The organism is Stomatobaculum sp. F0698, from assembly GCF_030644385.1.
GTDB lineage: Bacteria > Bacillota > Clostridia > Lachnospirales > Lachnospiraceae > Moryella.
Map to the genome: position 1 here is coordinate 1,815,650 of NZ_CP130060.1, position 25,315 is coordinate 1,840,964.

The following is a 25,315-nucleotide window of genomic DNA, read 5'->3' on the forward strand; positions in this document are numbered from 1 at the left end:
TCCTAAAACTCAAAAACTCCAGCCGTCGCTCGGCGTGATGTCCTCGCGGGTCGTTTTGTCTTCTTCCTCTGTCCCGCCGCCCGGCAAAGCCGCATCCTGCGGCTCAGGCTCTCCGGATTCCGCTGTGTGCGACTCGCTGTTCCCTTCCGCTTCCGGCGTGTGCGCTGCGCCGCTCTCCGGCTTCTCCGCTTCCGCAGTCGGCTCCGTACCTGTCGCTGCCTCGTTATATTCCGTATCTCTTACATCGACCGCAGTTTCCGCCGCATCGCGGGGCGCGGTGCGTATGCTGAGCTCCCGCGCAGACTGCGCGCTCTCCGCCTCCTCGTCGCGCACAAGTCCCGCCTGCAGCGCGCGGTAAAAGATGAAGAGATCCAGCACCAGTGCCGGGTAGAGCAAGAGCTCCGTATCGAAGCCCGCAAGATTAATCAATCCTACCAAAATGGTGGAAGTTGCCCTCGCATACGCCGCAAGCCGGTAGCTCTCCCCGTAGCGAAGCGGTACCCGCATCACTCGTGCGATGATAAGCCCGAGTAACGCCTCAACCATGTTGAAGAAAAAGAAGCCGATCAGCGTCACAACGAAGAGAAAAATGCCTACCAGCACCATAGGCACATAGAGATAGCGCGTGAGCGAGAGCAGAACGTCCTTGTTCAAATAGCCCGAGATTTCGTTAAAGCGAATCTGCTGATACCGACTCCCGATTCCAGTTCCCTCGCTCTGCATGATGAGCTGATCGGCGTCGCCGAGCAACACAACCGACTTAAGCGCCATCAGCGTGCGGGTCTCCTGCGCCTCGAGATTAATCTTATTCTCCGGGCTCGTGTTGATGTCAATGTAATAGTCCGCGCCCTCGAGGTGTAAGCCCTTCGGCATCGAGAGCTTTCCGTTCTCCAGCGTGAAGTCCGGAATGTGCTCATCCAAGAAGTGACGCACGCCGCCCACGCGAATCCAGGCCGAGCCGACCGGAATCACATAGATCGCGAGCCAAGTAAACATGCTGAGCATCAGGCAAAAAGCGATAAAGCGCCCGAGGCTCCGCCGCAGCAGTTTTCCGTAATCCCGAAGTCGAAACAGTGCAATTTGAAAATCTCTGATCATGGTGCCGCATCCTCCTTCAGTTTATTTGCGCGGTCGATGACGATGGCCGCCGCTTCTCTCACTTCTTCCTCCGTATTCTCCCAGCCGAAGCTGAAGCGGAGCGAAGACCTTGCCTCCCGCTCGCTGCAGCCCATCGCAAGGAGCACATGGGAGGGCTCCAGCGCCCCGGAGGCGCAGGCAGCTCCCGCGCTCGCCGCAATGCCCGCCTGATCGAGCAGGATGAGCAAGAGCTCCGCCGAGATACCCGGAAAGCAGAGATTCAAGTGCCCGGGGAGGCGCTTCACCGCGCTCCCGTTTTGCCGAAGACCGGGAATTCCTTCCCGAAGCAGCGCGAAAAAGAGTTCCGAAAGTCGGCGCTTTTTTTCGCCGCGCTTTGTAAGCGCCGCATGGGCCGCCTGCGCGGCCGCCGCCATGCCGACGATGCCGGCGACATTCTCGGTTCCGGCGCGTCGCCCTCTCTCCTGCGCGCCGCCGTGCAGCAGGGCGCCGACCTTGAGCCCGCGGCGGATGTAGAGAAAGCCTACGCCCTTCGGCCCGCCGAACTTATGCGCGCTCACCGAAAAGAGATCCGGGAGTTCCTCCCCGAGAAGTTCTCCGAGCGGCAGCTGGCCGTAGACCTGCACGAGATCGCTGTGCAACGGAATATTCCGCTCGCGACATGTTGCCAGCAGTTCCCGGAGCGGCTGCAGGGTCCCGGTCTCATTGTTGGCTCCCATGCAGGAGACGAGCGCCGGTCTTTTTTCGAGCAGCGCCTCCGCCGCCGTGAGATCCGTTCGCCCCTCCCGCGAAACCGGAAGCAGCGCATAATCAAGGAGCCCCGCCTGCTTTCCGTAGCGCAGGGTCTCCAGTACCGCGTGGTGCTCAATCTCCGTGGCAATGAGGAAAGGCTTGTCCCCGCGCTCCCGCGCCGCTTCCGCCATGGCGAGCAGCGCCCAGTTATTCGCCTCGGTTCCCCCGGAAGTGAAATAGAGTTCCTCGGGCAGGCAACCAAGGGTTTCCGCGAGACTATTCCGCGCTCCGGCGAGCGCCTGCCGCGCTCTTCTGCCGCTCTCGTAGAGTGCCGAAGGGTTTCCGTACTGCTCCGTCAAAAAGGGGAGCATGGCCTCAAGCGCCTCGGGGCAGAGCGACACAGTCGCCGCGTGGTCCAGATAAATCACGACTTCTCTCCCTCTTCGAGCAGATAGGGTGTCACCTGGTAGACATAATAGTTCAACCAGTTCGTGTACAGTGTGTTCGCCATATTTCGCCAGGAGAGCGTCGGGCGCCCGCTCGGATCATCGTTCTCGTAATAATGCAGCGGAAGCTTCGGGTTCTTGCCCCGCCCCATGTCGCGCCGATATTCGCTGTCCAAGGTCATGCGGTCGTACTCCGGGTGACCCTGCACGAAAATCTGCCGCCCCTCCTTGTCCGTGATGAGCAGGACGCCCGCCTCCTCGGACTCCGCGAGGATGCAGAGTTCCGGGTGCTTTAAAATATCCTCGCGCCGCACCTCGGTCCAGCGGGAGTGCGGGCAGTTCATATAGTCGTCCATGCTCCGAACAAGCGGCACCGAGTGATGCAGCACCCGGTGCTCGTAGACACCCGAGAGTTTCTCCTTCCGCGGGTACTTCTGAATGCCGTAGTGGTAGTAGAGACCCGCCTGCGCGCCCCAGCAGATGTGGAAGGTCGAGGTGACATGGGTCTTCGACCATTCCATGATACCGCAGAGTTCCTCCCAATAACTCACTTCCTCATAGGGCAGGTTTTCGACCGGTGCCCCCGTGATGATGAGGCCGTCAAAGTGGCGATGTTTCACCTCATCAAAGAAAACATAGAAATTCGAGATATGACTCTTACTTGTGTGCGTCGCCTCGTGGGAACTGGTCATCAAAAAGGTGCAGTCCACCTGGAGCGGCGTGTTGGAGAGCGCGCGGAGCAGCTGGAGCTCCGTGTCTTCTTTCAGCGGCATCAGATTTAAAATCAGAATCTGCAGCGGTCGTATGTCCTGCGCCATTGCGCGTTTCTCATCCATCACAAAGATGTTTTCCTGTTCCAAAATGGCTTTCGCCGGCAAATCGTTTTGAATGCGTATGGGCATCGCTGCACCTCCTGTTCGCTGCTCTATCTGTTACTCCGGCTTGCGCTTTACCCCAATCCTGCGAGGAAATCGGCCTCACTGATGATCGGAATGCCGAGTTCCCGCGCCTTTTTGTTTTTGCTTGAGCCGGAAGTAATGTCGTTATTGATGAGCGCCGTGGTCTTTGCGGAGACCTCCCCCGCGACCTTGCCGCCCCGCGCCGTGATATAGTCCTTTAACGCCGTGCGATTCGGGAACTGTGTGAGGCTTCCCGTAATCACAAAGACCTTTCCGGCGTAGAGCTCGGACGCTGCTCCGGCGCTCGCCTCGGGTTCCAGCGTCACTTCCTTTAGGAGCTCGTCGATAATCTCTTGCTCCCGCGGATCCGCAAAGAAATTCACGATATCCGCCGCCATGACTTCGCCGATGCCGTCCACCTCGGTGAGCGCTTCCGCGCTCGCCGCGCGAAGCGCCGCAAAATCGCCGTGAAAGGCTTTTGCGAGCACCTTCGCATTCTGTACACCGACACCCGGAATGCCGAGGCCGTAGACAAAGCGGGACAAGGGCATGCTTCTCGCCTTCTCGGCCGCCTCGATGAGCTTTGCCGCGGAGGCCTCGCCGAACCCCTTCATCGCAGCGATATCCGCCTCCGCACGCTTTAAGTGAAAGAGATCCGCATAGCGGTGGATGAAACCCTCCTGAATCAGCTTTTCGAGCGTGGTCTCCGAGAGTCCCTCGATGTGAAAGGCGTCGCGGCTCGTCATCAGCGCAAAGCGCTTCACGCGCTTAATCGCGCAGTCCGGGTTCACACAGTAGAGGGTTTCCGCATCGTTCTCTTTGCGTATCTCCGTCTCCGTGCCGCAGACCGGACAGTGTGCGGGCGGCTCGGCCGTTCCGCTCTTGGTGAGGTTCTCCGCAATCTGCGGAATGATCATATTTGCCTTGTAGACCCGAATGCGGTCGCCTATGCCGAGTTTTAAGCCGCGGAGCACACTCACATTGTGGACGCTTGCGCGCCGCACTTCGGTGCCCTCAAGATCCACCGGGTCAAAAATCGCAACCGGGTTAATGAGCCCCGTCCGCGAGGGACTCCACTCGATTTCGCGGAGCACTGTCTCCGCCTGCTCATCCTGCCACTTGAAGGCAATCGCGTTTCGCGGAAACTTTGCCGTGCGCCCCAGCGACTCGCCGTACGCAATGTCATCAAGCAAGAGCACGAGGCCGTCCGAGGGGAAGTCGTTCTCCGGAATCTTCGCTTCAAAACGGAGCACGCTGTCCCGCAGGGTATCCGCGGTCACGGTCTCGTATTCGACCACCTCAAAGCCCTGGTCGCTAAGCCACGCAAACTGCGCCGCGCGGGAGTTGTTGAACTCGACACCCTCCGCCTCCACCAAGGAGAAGGCGTGGAAGTAAACGCCGCGCGCCGCCGTCACCGCGGGGTCCAGCTGGCGCACCGTGCCCGTGCAGAGGTTCCGCGGGTTCTTATACTTTGCCTCTGTCTCCGGCAGTTCCGCATTGATGCGCGCAAAATCCGAGTAGCGCATCAGGGCTTCGCCGCGGAGCAGAAGTTCCCCCTTGAACGGGATGCGGAGCGGCACATTGCGAAACGCCCGCACGGTTCCTGTCACAAGCTCGCCGATATAGCCGTTGCCGCGCGTCACCGCCTGATAGAGCTCGCCGTCCCGGTAGCGCAGTACTATCGTGAGGCCGTCCATCTTCCAAGAGAGCAGTGCCTTCTGCGTTCCGAGCCAGGAAATCAACTCGTCCACGCTCTTGGTCTTGTCGAGCGAGAGCATGGGCTGCTCATGGGTTACCTTGGGGAGCGAGGACAGCACTTCATAGCCGACGCTCTGCGTCGGGGAACCCGAGAGCACAATGCCGCTCTCCTCTTCGAGGCGCTTCAATTCGTCATAGGCGCGGTCGTAGTCGAAGTTACTCATAATCTCGCGGCTCTCCTGATAGTAGGCGCGCGCCGCCGGAAGCAGGGTATCAATCAGGGCCTGCATCTTTTCTCTCAGTTTTTTTTCTTCCACGATCCCGCCTCCTTTCCGCGGCTCTTAAAATATGCCTTTTGCCGCGCTTCATAGTTTTTCTTGCGCCGCTGCTCCGTGCGCACCGTCTTCGCCGTCTTGCTCTGCTGATTCCGCGGCTTCTCCTGAAGCAGCGCGAGCAGGGTCTTAAGCTCCGATGCCGTCACATTGCGGTACGCACCGCTGTGAAGATTATTGAGACGTATGTTCATGATGCGGATGCGCTTTAGGCTGATCACGTGAAAACCGCAGGCCTCGCACATGCGGCGAATCTGCCGGTTTAAGCCCTGGGTCAGGGTAATCGCAAAGCTTGTCTTATCCCGCGGTTCTACCTTGCAGGGCAGGGTCGTGACCTGCAGTTCCTCAAGGTGCACGCCGCGGCGCAGCTTGTCCAGAAAATTCTCGGTCAACGCCTTGTCCACGCGGACAAGGTACTCCTTTTCATGCCCGTTCTCACAGCGCAAAATTTGGTTCACGAGTTCGCCCTGATTCGTGAGAAGCAGGAGTCCCTCCGAGTCCTTATCAAGCCGCCCGATCGGGTAAATGCGCTCCGGGTACTCGAGCATGTCCACGATATTCGGCGCGCGGTCATTGTCCGTCGTCGTGCAGACCACACCGACCGGCTTATTGACCGCGATCAAAATCTTCTTTTTGGAGGCCAGCTCCTCGACCGCGCCGACCCGCTTGCCGTTTACCTTGACTTCCATGCCGGCAGAGACCAGCGTCCCGAGTTCCGCCGCCTCTCCCGCGACCGTCACCTTGCCGGCCGCAATGAGCCGGTCCGCCTCACGGCGCGAGCAAACGCCCGCCGCACTCAAGAACTTGTTGATGCGCATTTCCTCGCTCTGATTCACTGTTCTCCCCCTCCGGCGCCGATTCACGCCTCTGTTATACCGCTGTAACTTACAATTATAGGCAAAGCGAGCCTATTCAGTCAAGTTTAGCGCTCTCCCCCGCGCATAAGCAAAGGACCGGAGCTAACGCCCAGGTCCTTTGACAATATCGAAACTCCGATTTACTCGATGAACATCGCATCCCCGAAGCTGAAGAAGCGGTAGCGCTCCCTCACCGCCTCGCGATAGGCATGCAGAATTTTCTCTCGCCCGGCGAGCGCACTGACCAGCATGACCAGTGTGGACTCGGGGAGATGGAAGTTGGTAATCAGGCAGTCCAGAATGCGGAAGCGATAACCGGGGTAGATGAAGATTTTGGTGTAGCCGCTCTCCGCGCGCAGTGTTCCGTCCTCATTCGCCGCGGATTCGAGGGTGCGGCAGCTCGTCGTGCCGACACATACAATGCGACCGCCCGCCGCCTTTGCGCGGTTCACGGCCTCTGCGGCTTCCTCGCTCACCACATAGAACTCCTCGTGCATATGGTGCTTCAGAATGTCCTGCTCCTTCACCGGGCGGAAGGTGCCGAGTCCCACATGGAGGGTCACACGCACAATGATAATGCCCTTCTCCGCAAGACGCTTTAAAAGCTCCTCGGTAAAATGAAGTCCCGCCGTCGGCGCCGCCGCACTGCCCTCGTGCGCCGCATAGACCGTCTGGTAGCGGTTCTTGTCTTTTAACTGATGGTGGATGTAGGGCGGCAGAGGCATCTGTCCGAGTTCATCCAAGATTTCCTCAAAGACGCCCTCGTAGGAGAAGCGCACAAAGCGATTGCCGTCCTCGGTCTGTCCCACAATCTCGCCGATGAGTTTCCCTGCGCCGAAGCTGATCTTCGTTCCGATGGGGCACTTTCTGCCGGGCTTCACCAGAGTCTCCCAGGTTCTGTCCTCTTTCCGCGTGAGGAGCAGAACCTCCACCTTGGCTCCCGTGCCCACCTTTTCGCCGATGAGGCGCGCCGGGATTACCTTCGTGTCGTTTAAGACCAGACAGTCGCCGGGTTTTAAGTACTCTGTGATATCCCGGAAGTGTCTGTGCTCAATTTCACCGCTCTCCTTGTGCAACACCATGAGGCGCGAGGAAGCTCTGTCCTCGAGCGGATCCTGTGCAATCAGTTCCTCCGGCAACTCGTAGTAAAAATCTTTTAACTCCATCAGCCTTCCGTCCCTTCCGAAGCCGCGGCGCCGGTCTCCGCCGCCGTTTCCGCCGGAGCGGCGCTCTCCGCGCTCGTCTCTGCTGACTCCGTGCCTGCTCGGCCGGGAATTTCAATGACCGCATCGGTCACCGCCTCGGTGCTCTCCTCTTCTTCCGCATCTGCGGCCGCGGCTGCGCCGCCGCCCGCACGGAGTTTCTGGTAGAGCGAACCGAGCTTTGCATCGCTCACAATTGCCTTCGCGAGCGCCGTGCGGTAGTCGTTGTTCATCTTCTTGACCGCCTCACTGCCCTCGGCCGCCTTGACCGCAGCCGTCTCTGCCTCGTTCAGCATCTCATCCGTCTTCATCCGAAGACCCTCATCGGTCTTTACGATGTAGGCGCGGAGCAGGACCGGCGCCGGGGTCTGAATCTTGCGGAACCAAGCCTGGGTCTCGATGTAGGCGATATAGCTTCCGCTCTCCACCCCCGGAATCACATAGATTGAGGTGTTCTCAAAGGACTCATAGAGCTTCTTTTCCGCCGCCATCTGCTCCTTTAATTTTGCGAGCCCCTCTTCGTCGGAGAGTCCGAAAATCTGATAGAGCTCCTCTGCATCGCCCTGGGCCCGCGCCGTCAGATAGTCCTGCACCAGAGTATGAATTTCCGTGTCCGAAGTCTTTTCGGGCGCAGCCGACGCATAATCGTAGCCTGCCGTCTCCGCCTTGCTTTCTTTCGGCTTTGCCGTCTTTTTGTGATCCAGCGCGAGAATCACAAGAATCAGAATGAGCGCCGCCAGCGGCAACAGGAGAAATCGCCCGAAACGCTGCAGCGTGAGCTCATCGATTCCAAAGATCTTTCTGTTCTTTTCGTAACGCACTCGTTTATCCTCCCTTGTAATCCTACCATTTTAGCATGATTTTAAGGGAGACTCCAGTCCACAATTTTATCCCGCAGCGCTCTGTATATCTGAATGCAATCCTCGCTTCACGGAAGCAGATTGTCACACAGCGGCGCAGCAGCTACGCCAAACGCAAAGGCACAAGCCGCCGTCAGGGTAAGCGCAGGGGCAAATACTCGGATTTTCCTCTTTTGCACAGACATAGCTTGCGCATCGGTTGCACTTGCGGCGCAAAAAAAGAGAAGCCCGTTTCCGGGCTTCTCTCGGTCTGTGTCTGGCGGGATTCGAACCCGCGACCTTCAGAGTCGGAGTCTGACGCGCTATCCAGCTGCGCTACAAACACAAAGTACTCTACTACTATACTCTGTTTTGTGTCGCAGGGCAAGGTTATCTTTTAGCCCCGCCGATTGCGCTTATGCTCCGCAGGTTTCTCGAATTTACCCGCGACGGCGCGCTGTACCTCGGCCGCTTTCTCCCGGCTCTCGGGGTCGCTGCGAAGGCGCAGTACCTCTCCCATGCGGTCTCTGAGTCGCGCTGCCTCCTCGAAGTTGAGTTCGGCCGCCGCCTGGCGCATCTTCTTCTCGAGCTCCTTCGAGAGACGACGCAGTTCCTCGTCGCTCATGGACTCCGGATCCTTGTCCCAGTGCTTTTGGTCCGCAATGACGGCTTTGGTCATCATAATCACATCTCGAACCGCCTTTTTGATGGTGGTCGGTGTGATGCCGTGTGCCTTGTTGTAAGCCTCCTGAATCGTGCGGCGGCGCTCTGTCTCCGAAATGGCGCGGCGCATGGAGTCCGTCATGTTATCGGCATACATAATCACGTGCCCCTCGGCATTTCTCGCCGCACGGCCTATGGTCTGCACGAGCGAGGTCTCCGAGCGCAGGAAGCCCTCCTTGTCGGCATCCAGAATCGCGACCAAAGAAATCTCCGGGATATCAAGACCCTCGCGGAGCAGATTGATGCCGACAAGCACATCGAACTCATCGAGGCGCATGGCGCGGATGATCTGCGCGCGCTCCAAAGTGTCAATGTCCGAGTGCAGATAGCGCACCCGCACACCGACCTCCCGGAGGTAGCTTGTTAAGTCCTCCGCCATGCGCTTGGTGAGTGTTGTGACCAGGACCTTATTCTTCTTCTCAATCTCTTTGTTGATTTCGCAGAGCAAATCGTCAATCTGGCCCTCGACCGGGCGCACCGAAATTTCGGGGTCCAGAAGACCGGTCGGACGTATCAGCTGTTCCGCGCGAAGCAGCTCGTGCTCCGCCTCGTAGCGACTCGGTGTCGCCGAGACAAAGAGCATCTGGTTCATGCGCTCCTCGAACTCCGTAAAGTTCAGGGGACGGTTGTCCATGGAACTCGGCAGGCGGAAGCCGTACTTTACTAACGTTGACTTTCGCGCAAAGTTGCCGTTAAACATGCCGCCGATTTGCGATATCGTGATGTGGCTCTCGTCGACAATCGTGAGAAAGTCCTTCGGAAAATAGTCAATCAAGGTAAACGGCGGTTCGCCCGGCTTCTGCTCCGTCAAAAAGCGGGTGTAGTTCTCAATGCCGGAGCAAAAACCCGTTTCCCTTAACATCTCGACATCGTAGTGCGTCCGCTCTTCAATGCGCTGCGCCTCAAGGAGCTTATCCTCGCTCTTTAAGAGCTTCACATAGTCCTCGCATTCGGCGAGTATCTCCCGGGCCGCACGCTCGATCTTTTCGCGCGGCACCACGTAGTGGTTCGCCGGGTAAATCGAAATGTGAAGCACCTCCGCAAGCGGGTTTCCGGTCAGCACATCTGTCTCCGTGATTTTATCGATCTCGTCGCCGAAGAACTCCACGCGGTAGGCAAGCTTATCCTGATCCGCCGGAAAAATCTCTATCACGTCGCCGCGCACACGGAAGGTGCCGCGGTGAAAGTCGAGGTCATTTCGGCTGTACTGGATATTGATGAGCTCGGCGATGACCTCATCCCTATCCTTCTCCTGTCCCGGGCGCAGACTGACCATCATGTTTTTATAGTCCGTCGGGCTGCCGAGGCCGTAAATGCAGGAGACACTCGCGACAACAATCACATCCTCCCGCTCGAGAAGGGCGCTCGTCGCCGAATTTCGCAGCCGGTCTATCTCTTCGTTGGTCGCGGCATCCTTCTCGATGTAGGTGTCCGTCTGCGGCACATAGGCCTCCGGCTGGTAGTAGTCGTAGTAGGAGACAAAGTACTCCACCGCATTCTTCGGGAAGAACTCCTTCATCTCGCTGTAAAGCTGCGCCGCGAGCGTCTTATTGTGGGAGATGATGAGCGTCGGCTTCTGCAACTCTTGAATCACATTTGCCATCGTGAAGGTCTTACCGGAACCCGTCACGCCGACCAGCGTCTCAAACTGATTGCCCTCCCGAAAGCCTTCGACCAGTTGCCGTATGGCCTGCGGCTGGTCTCCCGTCGGCTGAAACTCGCTGTGCAGTTCAAATTTCATCTTCTTCCCCCGCTCCGCTGTCTCACCGCTCTCTGCTTCACCGCTCTGCTCTCCCGGAGGAGGCGATGTACGGCATAGCTGTTCTTTAAGGACTGGGGCGTCACCTCGCCCGCAATGCCCGCTTTTTGCCCGTAGGCGCGTATCATCTTCCACACGCCCTGACGGCTCAGTGCGCCGCCGCTCAGATTAAAGAACAAATGCTCCTCTTCCGCCTCTTTTAAGAGCAGCGGACGTCCGGACTCCAGATACAGACAGAGTGCTAACCTCAACTCCTCGTCAAAGGAGACCACGCGCTCCTGCCCCCGCGACTGTTGCCGCACATAGCCGATTTGCACATCCACATCCTCGGTCTTCAGCGCAATGAGTTCCGAGACACGGAGTCCGGTCGCACAGAGCAGACCGAGCATCGCGCGGTCGCGCAGTTGTTTCGCGCTGCTTCCCTCGGTCTCGCGAAGAAAGCTGCGAATCTCCTCTTCCTCAAGAATATAAGGATCCCTTCTCTCCTGACGCGGGCGTCGCAGTCCCTCGGCCGGCGAGGCTTCCAAATGTCCCGCCGCCGTCTCATAGGCAAAAAAAGCGCGAATGGAAGCCGCCGCACGGTTAATGGTCGCCGGCGAAAAGCCTTCGCGCTCCAGCCATAGCAAATAGGAATTCAATCGCAGTTCGCTGACCGTCGAAAGGGAGGTTATGCCCTCCTGTCGGAACCACGCAAATAACTTTTTTAAATCACGCTCATAAGAGAGCAGCGTATTCTCTGCCATGTGCCGCTCTTCTCTGAGTGAGCGCAAAAACCCCCTCAAAGCTTCTTCCATCTCATCGCCCCCTCACCCCTCTATCGTCCCCTAAGTATAGCCATAGCAAGGGCAAAAAGCAAACCGCACGAAGCCCGCTTTTTTGCGGCTTTCACGCGGTTTTTTCGTCACACTCCAAAATGTAGTGCTTTCTTTTATGTAAACCTCATATCTTGCGCTTTTGTTCTTAATTTCGTCCGGGAAAATCGACATTATTTTTTTAAACTTCTTTTCCGGCTAAGCGCACAGACAAAGCCGTGCGGTGTCACCCTGCGTTGCTGCGCTGATTCTTCCCGTATGTAATACAGGGCCCACCGAAAGAAGGACAGAAAAAAGCACCCGGGCGCCGTCACTTACCGGCGATTCCGGGTGTTTCGTAAAGTTCTGTTTTATCGGTTCTGCTGCAGCGCATAGGCCGTGAGCCCGGCGACGGTCTTCCCGTCCCGTATCTCACCGCTGTAAATGCGCGCAATCAAATCCGAGAGTTCGTAGGCCTGCACCGCAATCTCCTCATCGGGGTCCAAGTGCTGTTCCCCGGGTAAGAGCTCCCGCGCGACAAAGATATCAATCTCCTCGTCGCAAAAGGCAACTGTCGTGTCGATACGAATCAGAAACTCCAGCGCCTCCGGGCTCTTTGCCTGCATGCCGGTCTCCTCCGCAAGTTCGCGGAAGGCACAGAGCACGCGCGGCTCATCCGGGCTATCCACCTTACCGGCAGGAAGTTCCAGCGTAAAGCGATCCAGCGCATTTCGGTACTGGCGCACCATCAGGATGCGTCCGTCCGGCAACACCGGCACAACCGCTGCCGCACCGTCGTGATGAATGTAATCCCAGACCGCCTCACGGCCGTTGGCCTCCACGAAATCCCGATAGACCTTCAGTATGGTCCCCTCATAGGCGAGCTCGCGCTTTTTCCGTATCACCTTGCCGGGCTCGCGCGCCGCATCCGCCATGGCTTTAGTACTGATCCTTGTTGGTCAGGTTGCCGTGCGCCGCATCCTCGCTGTAGACCGGCGTCGTGGTCGTGTCGTAGTTGTAAACCGTATCCTTGAGCTCAGCGACCTCGTTGCCGCTCAGCGTCGCCTCAAACATCATCTTGTTCTCGATGATCTTCTTTAAGGAGCTGTAGCGGCTCGTGCCGTTGACGCGCACGGTGGTTCTGTAACCCGGAATCGTGAGTGCAATCTCGGTTGCAACCGGGCGAAGAATGGTCTCGGAGGTCGAATTGTCCGCGTTGACCTTGCGGAGACGCTGTCCCGAGAGCATGTAGTGGTTGCCCGCAGCGTCGCTCAAACGCACCGAATAGCCGGAATCCTTCACATAGGTGCCGTCCTTGGTGGTCTTGCGACCGGTGCGGATTACACCGCGGCTTGCATTGTTCTCCGCCGTCAGCTTGCCGACACTCGGAAGCTCGATGACATCGCCCTTCTTGATGTTCTGAATCTCTTCGCTCGTCTTGAACGCCGTGTCAAAGAGGGAGACCTTCACATTGTAGGTATTTGCCGCCTCATCGAAGCTCGCATCCGTAATCTTAAAGATACGGGTGCCGCCGATGCGGTACTGCGAGACCGCGCTCTCGCCCTGATCCTTCACATTGCCGCTCGCCTGCTGTGCCGCCTTGGTGCTCGGCTGGCCGTCCCAGTAGCCGTTCACATCCACCTTGTAGCCGTCCGGCGTGACCTGGCTCGTGAGCCAAGTGCTGTCGCTCGTCATATAACGCCACTGACCGGTCTTATCCTGCTTCCATGCAGCAAACGCCGTGGTGCTCATCACAAAGGTCAGCGCCGTAGCCGCTGCAACTGCAAAAATTTTTCTCATGTTTGATATCCTCCTGTCAATCACCGACCCACGCCGGTACTGCCCGCATTATAGCGGACAAAGCGCCTTAACTCAAGGAAGTTTCAGAGATTGTAAGACCTCTTCCCTGTTTCGTAAGAGTTTTGCAAGCTTAAGCCCACAGAAACTTCACAATTTTTACGCAAGCAAAACAGGAGGGCGTTTCCGCCCTCCTGTCGCCGCAATTAGTATTTCATTTCGAAATGATGATACTTAACTTAATGCAGTCGGAATTAGTTGGTAGCGATGATCTGCTTGATGTTGTTGTTGCCGTCAAGCACAACCTTGAAGCCGTCGCCGTCAACCTTGGAGCCGCTCTTCACAACCGTACCGGAAACGTTGACAACAACGTAGTTGCCGGTAAGAGCCGTAAGGTTTGCGCCGTCCGTATCAACACCGGTGTTGGTGTAGATAACATCGCCCTTGTTAGCCTGGCCGATCTTCTTGCTAGCATCGACACCGGTCAGTCCAAGATCGGAGATGAGCTTGCTGACAGTGATCTTCTCAAGCGTGGTCTTGTTGACAACCTCAATCTTGTTGTCAGCATCAGCCGTGAGGAGCATACCGCCGAGGTAGTACTTCTTCTCGCTGAGGCCGGTGACACCCTGGCCCTTCTTCGTGCCGCCCTTTCTGAAGTTGAAGCTGAAGCTCTCGCCGTCAAGAGAGATCTTCTGCGTACCGGTCTTCATGGAGCCGTCCTTATCCTCGTTATCGGAGAAGTAGTAGAACGCCCAGTCGCTGCTCATGTTGCGAGCGGTCTCCATGAATTTATCCTGGCTGTCGTACTTGTTCTCATCATCTGCGTACTCGTAGATGGTGTTGCCATCGGTGCGAAGCAGTGCAAGGCCGTAAATCATGCCGCCCTTAAGATCGAATGCATACTTCTTGCCCTTGATGGTCTTGATCTGGCCGGCATAGAGGTTGCCGTTGCCGTCTGCATAGTACCATCTGTCGGTACCGTTGTCGTAATCAGCATAGTTGAGGTAGTAACCCGGAACAACCTTGAACCAGCCCTTGGTGAAGCGAGCGCCGTCTTCCGGAGAAGAGAAGTACATGAAGTCCTTCGCATAGGAAGCGGTAGCGGTCGACTCAGCGTTGTTGCTGGAACCTCTTCTGCTTGCGTTCTGGTAGGTAGCAGCGCCGAGGCTGTTGTTGTGCCAGTCAGCGATCATACGGCCGTACTGATCGAAGCCGTACTTTCTGCCGTTGATGGTCTTGTTGGTGCTGCTGGTCTGCTTAGCGCCAGAAGCCTTGAAGTAGAACCAACGAACCTGGTCGGAATCCCAGTAGGAATCGCCCGGCTGCTCGTCCTCAGCGTCAGCAACGTCGCTCAGAGCGATCTCTCTCCAGCCGATGCTCATAGCGCCGTCGTTCTCGTCGCCGAAGTAGTACTCAGCCTCCTGGTACGCGTTGTCATCGTAATCCGTGACACCGTCGTCCTTCTTAACCCAGCCGTACTGCATCTTGCCGTCCTCATCGAAGCAATAGGTCTTGCCGTTGATGACTCTCTTGAAGATGGTGCCGGATGCGTGGCTGTTCTTGTAAGCCTTACCGTTTGCCTGGAAGTAGTACCACCAAACATCCGGCTGGTTGTCTTCGCCAGCGCTCTCGTTGTCGATAGCAACCCAACGGTTACGAACCATTGCGCCGTTAGCGTCAACGTAGTAGTAATCGTCGTTGTCCTCGATCAGGCTGTCGGTAGCCATGTTGCCAGCGTCGTCAAGGTAGAAACGGTTGTCGCCGGAGTACTCCCAGCTGTTTGCAACCTTCTCACCTGCTCTGTTGTAGTACACCCAAGTTCCGTCCTCTTCCTGCCAGCCGGTAGCTGCGAAAGAAGTCATGGATGCACCGATCGCAAGAAGCGCCGCTGCGGAAACGATTGCAGCAATTTTGGTCTGCTTTCTCATAATAAATGCACTCTCCTTTTCACTGTTGTTTTGAAACCACTGAAATCCCTAATTGCGTACGAAGAGATTTTACCGCTCTTTGGCGCAAAAATCAACTTACAAATGCCTTACAGCAGTTCCTCTCTTTCTTACAGTGCACAGTATAGACCTTCCTTCATGAAATTTCCATACCTTTTCTCTGGCTATTTTCTTACGGAAATATTACAAACCTTCGTTTGCCCTTATAAATTGTACTGATTTGCGTACAATCCTTGTTTTTCATGCCCGAAACTGTGGATAAGTCTTCTCTGTCAACGCTTTTTCCCAAGTATTCTCCACAGCTCCGTCTATTTGATTTTTTTTCGCACAGGCACATTTTTGCATGCCCCGCGCTGCGTTTTGCCTTTGCTCTCCTTCCCCGCGCCTCCTGCCCGCAACTGTTCTTTGTCTCTTTTCTGTTTCTTTCTTGCTACATCTCCTTTCCGCCGGCCGCATCTTTCTGCCTTCATTGTTACGGCGGGCACACTTCTCGGCTGCGCGCTGCGTTTCCCTTGCCATCCGTTTCTCCCGCTTCGTTTTCTTTCGCCGCTTCTTCCTCCGGCTTTTGCTTTCTTTTGCATTTCCCGGCTGCGATGCTTGCGCTTTCCCTCCGCCCTGCTATACTGTTCATATATTTAATTTATCACAGTTATATGAACACACACTCTCTCGCAAGGAGGTTTTTGCCATGACCGATAAACTTGCCCTGCTCCTTCGGGAGCTCTCAAACGAACCCGGCCTCACCCAGCGCGCCCTCGCTTCCCGCGTGCGCACTTCGCTCGGCAGTGTAAACGCTCTGCTTTCGGAGGCGAAGAGCGCCGGTCTCCTCAACGAAGACGCCACGCTGACCCCAGCCGGACAGAAGTATCTCGAACCCTTTCGGGTGGACGGTGCCGTGATTTTAGCGGCCGGTTTCGGCTCGCGCTTCGTTCCGCTCACCTACGAACGCCCGAAGGGTCTCCTCAAGGTAAACGGTGAGCGCATGATAGAGCGCCAGATTCGGCAGCTCCGTGAAGTCGGCATCACCGACATCACCCTCGTGGTCGGCTATTTAAAAGAAGCCTTCGAGTATCTGATCGATCTATACGGCGTGAAGCTCCTCTATAACCCCGATTTTTCGACCATGAACAATATTTCCTCGGTCTATCATGCTGCCTCCCTCTTTGAGGGGCGCAACATGTACCTCCTCTCCTCCGACAACTGGATGCAGGAAAATCTGTTTCACACTTACGAGCCGGGCAGCTGGTATGCCGCGGTTCACGTGAGCGGTGAGACCCGGGAGTGGGTGCTTCACTATAATAAGAAAGAAGTGATTACCGGGGTCGAGGTCGGCGGTCGCGATGCGGATGTCATGTACGGCCCGGTTTATCTGTCCCGCGAATTCAGCGCTGCGCTGCTCCCGGCGCTGAAAGAGGCCTATCGCACGCCCGGAAAAGAGCAGTACTACTGGGAGAATGTCTATCTTGATTTGCTCGCCGCAAAGAAGGCACCGCCGCTCAGCGTGAATTTGCAGCCGGACGGCGTCATCTACGAGTTTGAAAATTTGGAAGAGCTCCGCGCCTTCGATGTCTCCTACCGCGACCATTCGGACAGCAAGGCCATGGCCCTGATCTCCGAAGTGTTTCAGGTTCCCGAATCCGAGATTACCGGCATCGAGTGCCTAAAAGCCGGCATGACCAACCGTTCCTTCTTATTCCGGGTCAAGGGCAGGGCCTACATCTGCCGCATTCCGGGCGAGGGCACCGAAAAGCTGATCGATCGCCGCGCGGAGGGCGAGAGTTACCGCGCCATTGCGCCGCTCGGCCTCGCAGAGGAACTCATTTACTTCAACCCGGAGAACGGCTATAAAATTTCGGTCTACTACGAAGACGCACGGAGCGCGGACCCGGATTCCGAAGCAGATCTCCGCGCCTCAATGGCTGTCTTAAAAAAGCTGCATTCCGCGCCCTGCCGCGTATCTCAGCGCTTTGACCTCGGTGAGCGCATTGCGTTTTACGAGTCCCTCTGCCTGGAAAAGGGAGAGATTCCCTTCCTCGATTATGCGGAGGTCCGCGAAAAAATGAACCGCCTGCTCAGCTGGATTCACGGCTTACATCGCCCCGAGACCCTCTCGCACATCGATCCTGTCTATGCAAACTTTCTTTTTACCGGAGAGGGCATACGGCTCATCGACTGGGAATATGCCGGCATGGCGGATCCGCTGATTGACTTCGCGATGGCAACCATCTACGCAGAAAAGGACTTTGCCTATGCAAAACGCCTGCTTGACTACTACGGCGACACCGATGTGCCGCGGGAGCGGGCAGAGCAGCTTGTAATCGCCTATATGGCGCTCGGCGGTTTTCTCTGGGCACTCTGGGCGGTCTACAAAGAGGCCCTCGGCGTATCTTTCGGCACCTATCCGCTCACGCAGTACCGCTACGCAAAGGAGGGCTACGCCCATCTTGCGAAAACCGTCAAAGAACTGTAAGGATTCTTCCGCTGCGGAAGCTTTCTCGCACTTCAAATAAATGTTACAATGAGGAAGATTAGGTTCAAAGTTAATAAGAAGGAGGACTTTTTATGAAACGCAAATATCTCGCTGCCGCAGCACTCCTTGCGGCGCTTGCGCTCACCCCGGCAATGAACAGTTTTGCCGCGAGCGGTTGGACATCCGAAAACGGCAACTGGGTCTACTACGACAACAGCGGCAACCGCCACAAGGGCTGGATTCAGACCAAGGACGGCTACTACTACATGGATCCTTCGAGCGGTGTTATGCTCAAGGGCTTCCAGAAAATCGACGGCAAGTGGTACTACTTCAGCAGCGACGGCCTCATGCAGACCGGTTGGATCAAGGACGAGGGCAAGTGGTACTACTGCCTCGAGGACGGTGTTCTGGTGCAGGAAAACTGGCTCAAGGTCGGTGACAACTACTTCTTTATGCGCGGCACCGGTGAACTTGCGGTGGGCTGGCGCAACATGAACAACAGTTGGTACTACTTCAAGGCAGACGGGCGCTGCGCGTTCAAGTGGATGAAGATCGGCAACGACTGGTTCTGGATGGGCACGGACGGCAAAATGAAGACCGGCTGGCAGCAGATTGACGGCATCTACTACTACTTCGGTCAGGACGGCAAGATGAAGTCCGGCTGGCTCTCCGACGGCACCAACCGCTACTACATGGATCCGGAGAGCGGCAAGATGGTCCACAACTGGAAGCAGATTAACAACGCGTGGATGTTCTTTGACGCAAACGGCCACATGATGACCGGTTGGATTCACGTGAACGATCACTACTACTACCTCGGCACAGACGGCAAGATGGTCAGCAATACGACCCTTACGCTGAACGGCGTGAGCTATACCTTCGACGGCAACGGCGCTTACACCGGAAACGAGAGCGTTCCGGCAACCGAAGTGAGCATCTACAAGGAGCCGAAGCAGGAGGCAGAGACCGCAAGCGCGAGTACCGGCGGCAAAAAAGGCCTTCCGAGCGACAAGACCACAGGCCCCGGCGTAAAGAAGAATTGAGGCTCTCATGCAGAGAACGGTCAAACGGCTCTCGGCCGCAGCGCTGAGCGCTACCCTGCTCTTTTCTCTCTGCCTGAGCGCCTACGGCGCAAATAAGCTGACCCGCCAGTCGAAGGGCACTTACCGTCTCTTTGACGGAAGTGCCACGATTGACGGCGTTAGACACCGCGGTGTGGATGTGAGTCACTGGCAGGGCGATATCGACTGGCAGAAAGCAGCCGCGGACGATGTGGACTTCGTGATGCTCGGCACCCGCTACAAAGGGGACACCGACCCGAAGTTCCGCGAGAACGCGGACAACGCCGTCAAGGCAGGCGTCAAACTGGGCGCCTACATTTACTCCTATGCGACCACACCCGAGGAGGCGGCAAAGGAGGCGGACTTCATCCTGAAGCTCGTCAAGGACTATCCCATCTCCTATCCGATTGCCTTCGACGCGGAAAATGAAAAAACGCTCGGTGCTCTCTCGAAAGATCAGATGACCGAGATTGTCCACACTTTTTGCAAGAAGATCAGCGATGCGGGCTACTACCCCATACTCTACGCGAACGACTACTGGTTGCAGAACAAGCTTGACATGAACGCCCTCTCGCAGTACCCGGTCTGGGTCGCCGCCTACGAGCGCATGCCGAAGTACGACCGCTATGTGATGTGGCAGGGCACGGACTCCGGCAGTGTGGCGGGCGTGCAGGGCAATGTGGACATTGACCTCCAGTTCGTGGACTTCTCGGATAAAATTCCGGCGGACAGCTGGAAGAAATTCGACGGTGTCTGGTACTACTATCAGAACTACCGCATGCAAAAGAACGCGCTGATATTTGACGGCAAGGCCTCCTACTATATGCAGGACGACGGCACCGTGTTCACCGGCGGTTTTAAAGAGGTCGATGGTGCCAAGCGCTATTTTGAGCCTACAAACGGCAAGATGCGCATCGGCTGGCAGCAGATTGACGGCGAGTGGTATCACTTCTCCGAAAGCGGCGCGCTTCAAATCGGCTGGTTCTCCGACGGCGACAAGTTCTACTACGCAGCTCCGGACGGCACGATGCAGACCGGATGGCTTGATGATAGCGGCAGCCTCTACTACCTCAATAAGGACGGTTCGATGCAGACCCGCTGGCTCATGCTCGCGGGCAACTGGTACTTCCTCGGCGACGACGGCGTCATGGAAAAAGGCCGGCAGACAGTCGATTCGCTCAACTACTACTTCGGCGCGGACGGCGTCATGCAGACCGGCTGGCTGAAGCTAGACGGCAAGTGGTACTTCCTCGGACAGAGCGGTGTCATGAAGACCGGCTGGGTACAGGACAGCGGCAAGTGGTACTACTTCGATGCGAACGGTGTCATGCAGAACGGCTGGCAGAAAATCGGCGGCAGCTGGTACTACTTAAACGGCAGCGGCGCCATGAAGACCGGTTGGGTGCAGGACAGCGGCAAGTGGTATTACTTTGACGCGAACGGCATCATGCAAAACGGCTGGCAGAAAATCGGCGGCAGCTGGTACTACTTAAACGGCAGCGGCGCCATGAAGACCGGCTGGATACAGCCGGACGGCAACTGGTACTACCTGGGCAGCGACGGCGTGATGCGGAGCGGCGTCACAGATGTTGGCGGAACGCTCTACGCGCTCGGCGGCAACGGCGTCCTGCTTACCGACACCGAAATCGACTACGGCGAAAAGCACTGGAGAGTCGGCGCGGACGGCGCAATGACGGAAGTACCCAAGAACGCACCCGCAAGCGGAAACAACGAAAGCGCGGAACAGCTCACCGTCTCCGCAGGCGCAAAGATCGGCAAAGCGCCCAAGACGGAGAGCCGCGCCGTACTTTCCGCCCCCGCGGAAGAAACGCAGGCAGAACTCAAGGTTCCGACCGAAGAAGTTCCCGCGCTCAATGTGAGTGCTCCTTCGCGGCGTGCCAGCGTGGGGCACGCGCCCGGGGAATAAGAGAATTTAAAATCAGACAAAACAGAGAGAGGGAAGCGACGATTGCCGCTTCCCTCTCTCTGTTACCCTGTGCACAAATAAGTTGAATCAAAACCGAAATCCCGCAAGCTCCAGGCAGAGAAACACCAGCAACACTGCGCTTAGCACTTTCTGCCACCAGTCTGTCTTTCCAAGAAAGCCGCTCAGCGCAAAAAGCCCCAGATATACAGCGGAGTATGGCCCTCCGTACCGCACCAAGCCATACTTCAACACAAACGCATCCTCAATCGCAAACAAAAGTAAGAAAAGGGCAAGCATACGCGAGACCTTTGTCAGGCTACGCGTCAGTTTCTCATCCGTCATCGCTTTTCTCCCCATCAAAAAAGAAATGCTCTGTTCACAAGCAGTCCGAGTACACAAAGCAGCAGAAGCAAAACAGCAACTACTTTTTTCCACATTCGCGCCGAGCCCAGAAGCCATCCCAGCCCGATTGCACTATTAAAAATGAGAATGCACCATATCTGAAAGCTCTCCGAAATAGTCGGAAGTACCTTTACCGCAGTCAGTGCCCTTAAGGCAACCGATAAGCTCAAAATCCCATCTGCCAGTTTCTCTATCGTTTGTGCTTTCCTTCCGCTCATCGTATACCTCCTTCTGCGATTCTCTTTATTTTTTCCGTTCTTTCTATCCGACTCCGAATTCTGCTTATCACCAATCCGGACATCCATGATCCATAGTGCTTTCCTCCTACAGCCTGCTTTATTTTCGTCTCTTCTCTGCCCCCACCTGATCATTTATTGGCTTTTCGATTTCGATTGCTTGTCTTCATCGATTTCAGTTATCCTTGAATTTATCCGACACCTTTATTATATCAATTAGCTTTCTTTAATCAATGACACCCCCATTACGGTTTTATGAATCTACGCTTACAAAAAGCGCCCCGCCCGGTATTCGCCGGGCGAGGCGCTTTTTCCTTTACAAATCCTTATTTCAGCAGATAATTTCCGGTGACCAGCGAATACAGGCCGAGCACCACCACAATGGCGCAAGCCAGAATGTTGAGCGGACGAATGCGAATGCTCCAACCCTTCTCGTTCGCGAGCTTAATCATGACAATCTGTCCGACCAGAAGCAGCGCGCAGATACCGGTGACAACCAAAGTCATCGTATGCTGATCCATACTATTTTCCCCCTTATAAAAACATTCTGTTTTCAACGCGTACTATCGTACCATTTCGGAATGTTCTTTTCAAGCTTTCCGATCTTTCATGCCCTTCTCGTAGTCGCGAAGCGCGGTGATTGCATCCTTGCTGAGCGGGTACATGACAATCAGGTTAAAGATGGTCATGAGGCCTATGCCCACATCGCCGAGATCCCATACCACCGAGTACTGCGCGAGACCTCCCACAAAGAGCATGACGAGGGCAAAAATCTTATAGCCGAACTGCGAGCCCCAGTTCGCGCCGAAGAGGTAGGCAATGTTGCTGTGCGCGTAAAAGAGTATCCCGAGGAAGGTCGAGAAACTGAAGAGCCAGAGAATCAACGCAATAAAGAAGACACCAAACTTGCCGAAGTGGTACTGCATCGCGGTCTGGAGCAAATCCATGCCGCCGAGATTTGCAAGTCTTTCCTGAGGTGCCAGCAGCATGAGGAAGGCCGTGCAGGAGCAAATGACCAGGGTGTCAATAAAGACGCCCGCCGCCTGAAAAAGCCCCATCTTGACCGGATGACTTGCATCCGCCGCAGCAGCCGCGCAGGGTGCGGAGCCGCTGCCCGCCTCATTCGAGAAGAGACCGCGCTTCACACCGTTCATCAGCACCGCGCCGAAACCGCCCGCAACCATCTGGCGAAGGCCGAAGGCCTCGGCGAAGATGCGCCCAAAAACCGAGGGCAGAAGCCCTATGTTTCGCACAATCACAAAGACTGTCATTGCAAAATAGATGCCCGCCATGAAGGGCACAATCAAATCCAGCACCTTTGCCGTTGCATGCTTTCTCAGAACAATCACTGCCGCGATTGCGACCAACACAATGGTCGAGTAGAGCGGCGGAATGCGAAAGGCATTCTCAAAGGCCGAGGAAACCGAGTTGCCGATTACCTGGCTGATACCGCCCCAGCAAATCAGCGCAGAGACCGCAAAGAGAATCGACACGATATTGCGCTTACCGCGGAATTCGCTCTGCGCCGCGATCTCCGCCTCCGAGCGCTCTCCCGCCGGGACGCGCCGCTTTGCAAAGAAGTCATGAATATAGTAAGCCGGGCCGCCCCAGTAACCGCCGTAGAGCGGATCTTTTTTCTTGTAGAGCTGCGCGAGTGTCGCCTCGACAAAGGCCGTCGAAGCGCCGATGATCGCAGTGACCCACATCCAAAAGACCGCACCGGCGCCACCCGCCGAGATGGCCGCGACCACGCCGACCAGGTTGCCCATGCCAACGCGCGTCGCGGTCGAGACGATGAGCGCCTGCATGCCCGAGAGCCTTCCGCTCGCGGGATCCGCCGCGTCCTTGCCCTCCTGCTTTTCAAGCAACACGGAAATCATCTCCGGAAACAGGCGGAGCGGCAAAATCCGCGTCCGTATCGTATAGAATATGCCCGCCGGAATCAGCAACAACACCATGAGCGAGAGCCCGATCGAGCTGCCTCCCGGCAGCGGAATTCGAAGCAAATCGCCCCACAAAAACTTTGTCATACTCTCAATGACTGTTACCATTGGGTTCATCCCCTTTTCCCCCTGTTTTGCAATTACTTTTCCGCTTTAACGCACTAAATTATATAGGGCATATTATACGCTTTTTTCACCTTTGTGCAAGGGCTTTTAGGCTCCTGCCGTAAGTTTCGCGCACTCCTCTTCCAGAGCTCTCGTCACAAAATCATTCAAGGACATTTCCCTCTGCTTTGCACAAAGGACTGCGGTCCGATGCAAGGCCGCCGGAATCCGCACATTAAATCTTCCCTTATACTCTTTCTCGGGCGTCTTCCCAAACTCTCTGCAAAGCTCCAGATAGTTGTCAATCGATTGATGAAACATTTCCTCCAACTCGCTTACGGAAGCACCGTGAAATGCCAGCGTATCGCTCACCCCGACTACTTGCCCCACAAATAACCTATCTTCATCCGAATATTTGATTTCTGCATGATAGCCTTTATATTCCATCATTTGTTTTATCCTCTGTGTACTCTCCGATTTCCCGAAGAAATTGTCGCACCAGCTTAATCTGGTACGGGTACAATTCATTTCCGGATGCGGTTCATCAAATGCCAAAATTCTTCCGCTCCTTTCATGAAAAAAGCGGATTCCCGAGCCTCTTCCTCCCTGCCCTTTGAGACAAGCGCACTGAGCCATCAATGCACTCAAGTCCATAACTTCTCCTTTGTCGGCATTTCGCACCTCTGTTTTAGTACCACTATGTGGTTCTATCATAGGTCAAGGAGCCGGTTACGTCAATCGTTGCTTGCTAAAAACAAAGAGGCCGGGAGCTTTCGCTCCCGGCCTCTTCACCGTAGGATCGTAATCGCCGCATGGCGATGTTAATTTAAATCAGATCTGATTACTCGATGATCTTAACGACTCTGCCGGAACCGACGGTTCTGCCGCCCTCGCGGATAGCGAAGCGGAGACCCTGCTCCATAGCGATCGGGTGAATCAGCTCAACCGTCATCTCAACGTTGTCGCCCGGCATGCACATCTCGGTGCCTTCCGGAAGAACGCAAACGCCGGTAACGTCGGTGGTTCTGAAGTAGAACTGCGGACGATAGTTGTTGAAGAACGGGGTGTGACGACCACCCTCGTCCTTGGTCAGGACGTAAACCTGAGCCGTGAACTTGGTGTGGCAGGTAACGGAGCCCGGCTTCGCAAGGACCTGTCCGCGAAGGATGTCCTCTCTGTTGACACCGCGGAGAAGAAGACCGACGTTGTCGCCTGCCTCAGCGTAGTCAAGAAGCTTTCTGAACATCTCGATACCGGTAACGACAGTCTTTCTGCTGTCCTCCTTGATACCGATGAGCTCGACTTCGTCGTTGAGCTTCAGCGTACCTCTCTCCACACGACCGGTAGCAACGGTACCACGACCGGTGATCGTGAAGACGTCCTCGACCGGCATCAGGAACGGCTTGTCGTTCTCGTGCTCCGGCTCCGGAATTGCCTCATCGACTGCTGCCATGAGGTCCATGATCTTGTCGCCCCACGGGCCGTTCGGATCCTCAAGAGCCTTGAGAGCGGAACCGCGGATGATCGGGACATCATCGCCCGGGAAGTCATAGTCGTTCAGGAGCTCTCTGATCTCCATCTCGACGAGGTCAAGAAGCTCCTCATCGTCGACCATGTCGCACTTGTTCATGAAGACAACGATGTACGGAACGTTAACCTGACGTGCAAGCAGGATGTGCTCGCGGGTCTGTGCCATAACACCGTCGGTTGCAGCGACGACAAGGATAGCGCCGTCCATCTGTGCAGCACCGGTGATCATGTTCTTGACATAGTCAGCGTGGCCGGGGCAGTCAACGTGAGCGTAGTGACGCGCGTTGGTCTCGTACTCGACGTGGGAGGTGTTGATCGTGATTCCACGCTCTCTCTCCTCCGGAGCCTTATCGATGTTCTCGAAAGCGATGATCTTGTTGGTGTCGGAGGGCAGTCTGGTTGCGAGAACCTTCGTGATTGCCGCAGTCAGAGTGGTCTTGCCGTGGTCGACGTGGCCGATGGTGCCGATGTTGCAGTGGGGCTTAGTTCTGTCAAATTTAGCCTTTGCCATTGATATTTCCTCCT

Annotated in this window: 21 protein-coding genes and 1 tRNA gene; 3 read left to right on the forward strand and 19 right to left on the reverse strand. The window is 56.1% G+C overall.

Annotated features, from left to right (window positions below):
• Positions 1-9 precede the first annotated feature (9 nt).
• The 13 genes from QU660_RS08280 to QU660_RS08340 all read right to left on the reverse strand — a co-directional run bounded on the left by QU660_RS08280 (position 10) and on the right by QU660_RS08340 (position 15,098).
• Complete coding sequence (locus QU660_RS08280) at positions 10-1,098, reverse strand: DUF1189 family protein (protein WP_304946051.1); 1,089 nt, start codon at positions 1,096-1,098, stop codon at positions 10-12.
• The gene (locus tag QU660_RS08285; protein ID WP_304946052.1) at positions 1,095-2,255 is read right to left on the reverse strand and encodes a cysteine desulfurase family protein; all 1,161 of its coding nucleotides are present in this window, start codon (positions 2,253-2,255) and stop codon (positions 1,095-1,097) included. Before QU660_RS08285 ends, QU660_RS08280 begins: the two co-directional genes overlap by 4 nt.
• Positions 2,252-3,175: a homoserine O-acetyltransferase MetA gene (metA, locus tag QU660_RS08290; protein WP_304946053.1), complete on the reverse strand. Its 924-nt coding sequence runs from the start codon at positions 3,173-3,175 to the stop codon at positions 2,252-2,254. Before metA ends, QU660_RS08285 begins: the two co-directional genes overlap by 4 nt.
• A gap of 47 nt (positions 3,176-3,222) precedes the next feature.
• Positions 3,223-5,160 (reverse strand): NAD-dependent DNA ligase LigA, encoded by a 1,938-nt coding sequence (gene ligA, locus QU660_RS08295; RefSeq protein WP_304947245.1) that lies wholly within the window; start codon positions 5,158-5,160, stop codon positions 3,223-3,225.
• Positions 5,161-5,168: 8 nt separating this feature from the next.
• On the reverse strand, positions 5,169-6,038 hold the full coding sequence (locus tag QU660_RS08300) for a pseudouridine synthase (RefSeq protein ID WP_304946054.1): 870 nt from the start codon (positions 6,036-6,038) through the stop codon (positions 5,169-5,171).
• A 161-nt stretch (positions 6,039-6,199) separates the two neighbouring features.
• Positions 6,200-7,225: a tRNA preQ1(34) S-adenosylmethionine ribosyltransferase-isomerase QueA gene (gene queA, locus QU660_RS08305; RefSeq protein ID WP_304946055.1), complete on the reverse strand. Its 1,026-nt coding sequence runs from the start codon at positions 7,223-7,225 to the stop codon at positions 6,200-6,202.
• Positions 7,225-8,082: a hypothetical protein gene (locus tag QU660_RS08310; RefSeq protein ID WP_304946056.1), complete on the reverse strand. Its 858-nt coding sequence runs from the start codon at positions 8,080-8,082 to the stop codon at positions 7,225-7,227. The genes queA and QU660_RS08310 overlap by 1 nt, the downstream gene beginning before the upstream one ends.
• Before the next feature lie 290 nt (positions 8,083-8,372).
• A tRNA-Arg gene (locus QU660_RS08315) sits at positions 8,373-8,446 on the reverse strand.
• 51 nt (positions 8,447-8,497) lie between these two features.
• Positions 8,498-10,564 carry an excinuclease ABC subunit UvrB gene (gene uvrB, locus QU660_RS08320; protein ID WP_304946057.1) on the reverse strand — a complete coding sequence of 689 codons (2,067 nt, stop codon included), beginning with the start codon at positions 10,562-10,564 and terminating at the stop codon, positions 8,498-8,500.
• Complete coding sequence (locus tag QU660_RS08325; RefSeq protein ID WP_304946058.1) at positions 10,561-11,376, reverse strand: tyrosine-type recombinase/integrase; 816 nt, start codon at positions 11,374-11,376, stop codon at positions 10,561-10,563. Before QU660_RS08325 ends, uvrB begins: the two co-directional genes overlap by 4 nt.
• A gap of 368 nt (positions 11,377-11,744) precedes the next feature.
• Positions 11,745-12,308 (reverse strand): NUDIX domain-containing protein, encoded by a 564-nt coding sequence (locus QU660_RS08330; protein ID WP_304946059.1) that lies wholly within the window; start codon positions 12,306-12,308, stop codon positions 11,745-11,747.
• A 4-nt stretch (positions 12,309-12,312) separates the two neighbouring features.
• Positions 12,313-13,173 (reverse strand): hypothetical protein, encoded by an 861-nt coding sequence (locus QU660_RS08335; protein ID WP_304946060.1) that lies wholly within the window; start codon positions 13,171-13,173, stop codon positions 12,313-12,315.
• 251 nt (positions 13,174-13,424) lie between these two features.
• Complete coding sequence (locus tag QU660_RS08340) at positions 13,425-15,098, reverse strand: cell wall-binding protein (RefSeq protein WP_304946061.1); 1,674 nt, start codon at positions 15,096-15,098, stop codon at positions 13,425-13,427.
• Between the two features lie 706 nt (positions 15,099-15,804).
• Between QU660_RS08340 and QU660_RS08345 the strand changes: the two genes are divergently transcribed.
• From QU660_RS08345 to QU660_RS08355, 3 genes are all read left to right on the forward strand, one after another.
• The gene (locus QU660_RS08345; protein WP_304946062.1) at positions 15,805-17,586 is read left to right on the forward strand and encodes a phosphotransferase; all 1,782 of its coding nucleotides are present in this window, start codon (positions 15,805-15,807) and stop codon (positions 17,584-17,586) included.
• Positions 17,587-17,678: 92 nt separating this feature from the next.
• Positions 17,679-18,629: a cell wall-binding protein gene (locus tag QU660_RS08350; RefSeq protein ID WP_304946063.1), complete on the forward strand. Its 951-nt coding sequence runs from the start codon at positions 17,679-17,681 to the stop codon at positions 18,627-18,629.
• A 7-nt stretch (positions 18,630-18,636) separates the two neighbouring features.
• Positions 18,637-20,574 (forward strand): GH25 family lysozyme, encoded by a 1,938-nt coding sequence (locus QU660_RS08355; RefSeq protein ID WP_304946064.1) that lies wholly within the window; start codon positions 18,637-18,639, stop codon positions 20,572-20,574.
• Between the two features lie 87 nt (positions 20,575-20,661).
• Here QU660_RS08355 and QU660_RS08360 read toward each other — a convergent pair whose 3' ends face one another.
• The 6 genes from QU660_RS08360 to tuf form a co-directional block, all read right to left on the reverse strand.
• A complete protein-coding gene (locus QU660_RS08360) occupies positions 20,662-20,916 on the reverse strand; it encodes a hypothetical protein (protein WP_304946065.1) in 255 nt (84 codons plus the stop codon).
• Positions 20,917-20,930: 14 nt separating this feature from the next.
• Positions 20,931-21,194 carry a hypothetical protein gene (locus QU660_RS08365; protein WP_304946066.1) on the reverse strand — a complete coding sequence of 88 codons (264 nt, stop codon included), beginning with the start codon at positions 21,192-21,194 and terminating at the stop codon, positions 20,931-20,933.
• Between the two features lie 344 nt (positions 21,195-21,538).
• The gene (locus QU660_RS08370) at positions 21,539-21,733 is read right to left on the reverse strand and encodes a hypothetical protein (protein WP_304946067.1); all 195 of its coding nucleotides are present in this window, start codon (positions 21,731-21,733) and stop codon (positions 21,539-21,541) included.
• Positions 21,734-21,802: 69 nt separating this feature from the next.
• Entirely contained in the window at positions 21,803-23,272 is a 1,470-nt protein-coding gene (locus tag QU660_RS08375) for an alanine/glycine:cation symporter family protein (RefSeq protein ID WP_304946068.1), read from the reverse strand.
• Between the two features lie 96 nt (positions 23,273-23,368).
• Positions 23,369-23,914 (reverse strand): type II toxin-antitoxin system HicB family antitoxin, encoded by a 546-nt coding sequence (locus QU660_RS08380; RefSeq protein ID WP_304946069.1) that lies wholly within the window; start codon positions 23,912-23,914, stop codon positions 23,369-23,371.
• Between the two features lie 187 nt (positions 23,915-24,101).
• A complete protein-coding gene (gene tuf, locus QU660_RS08385; RefSeq protein WP_304946070.1) occupies positions 24,102-25,301 on the reverse strand; it encodes an elongation factor Tu in 1,200 nt (399 codons plus the stop codon).
• Positions 25,302-25,315 lie beyond the last annotated feature (14 nt).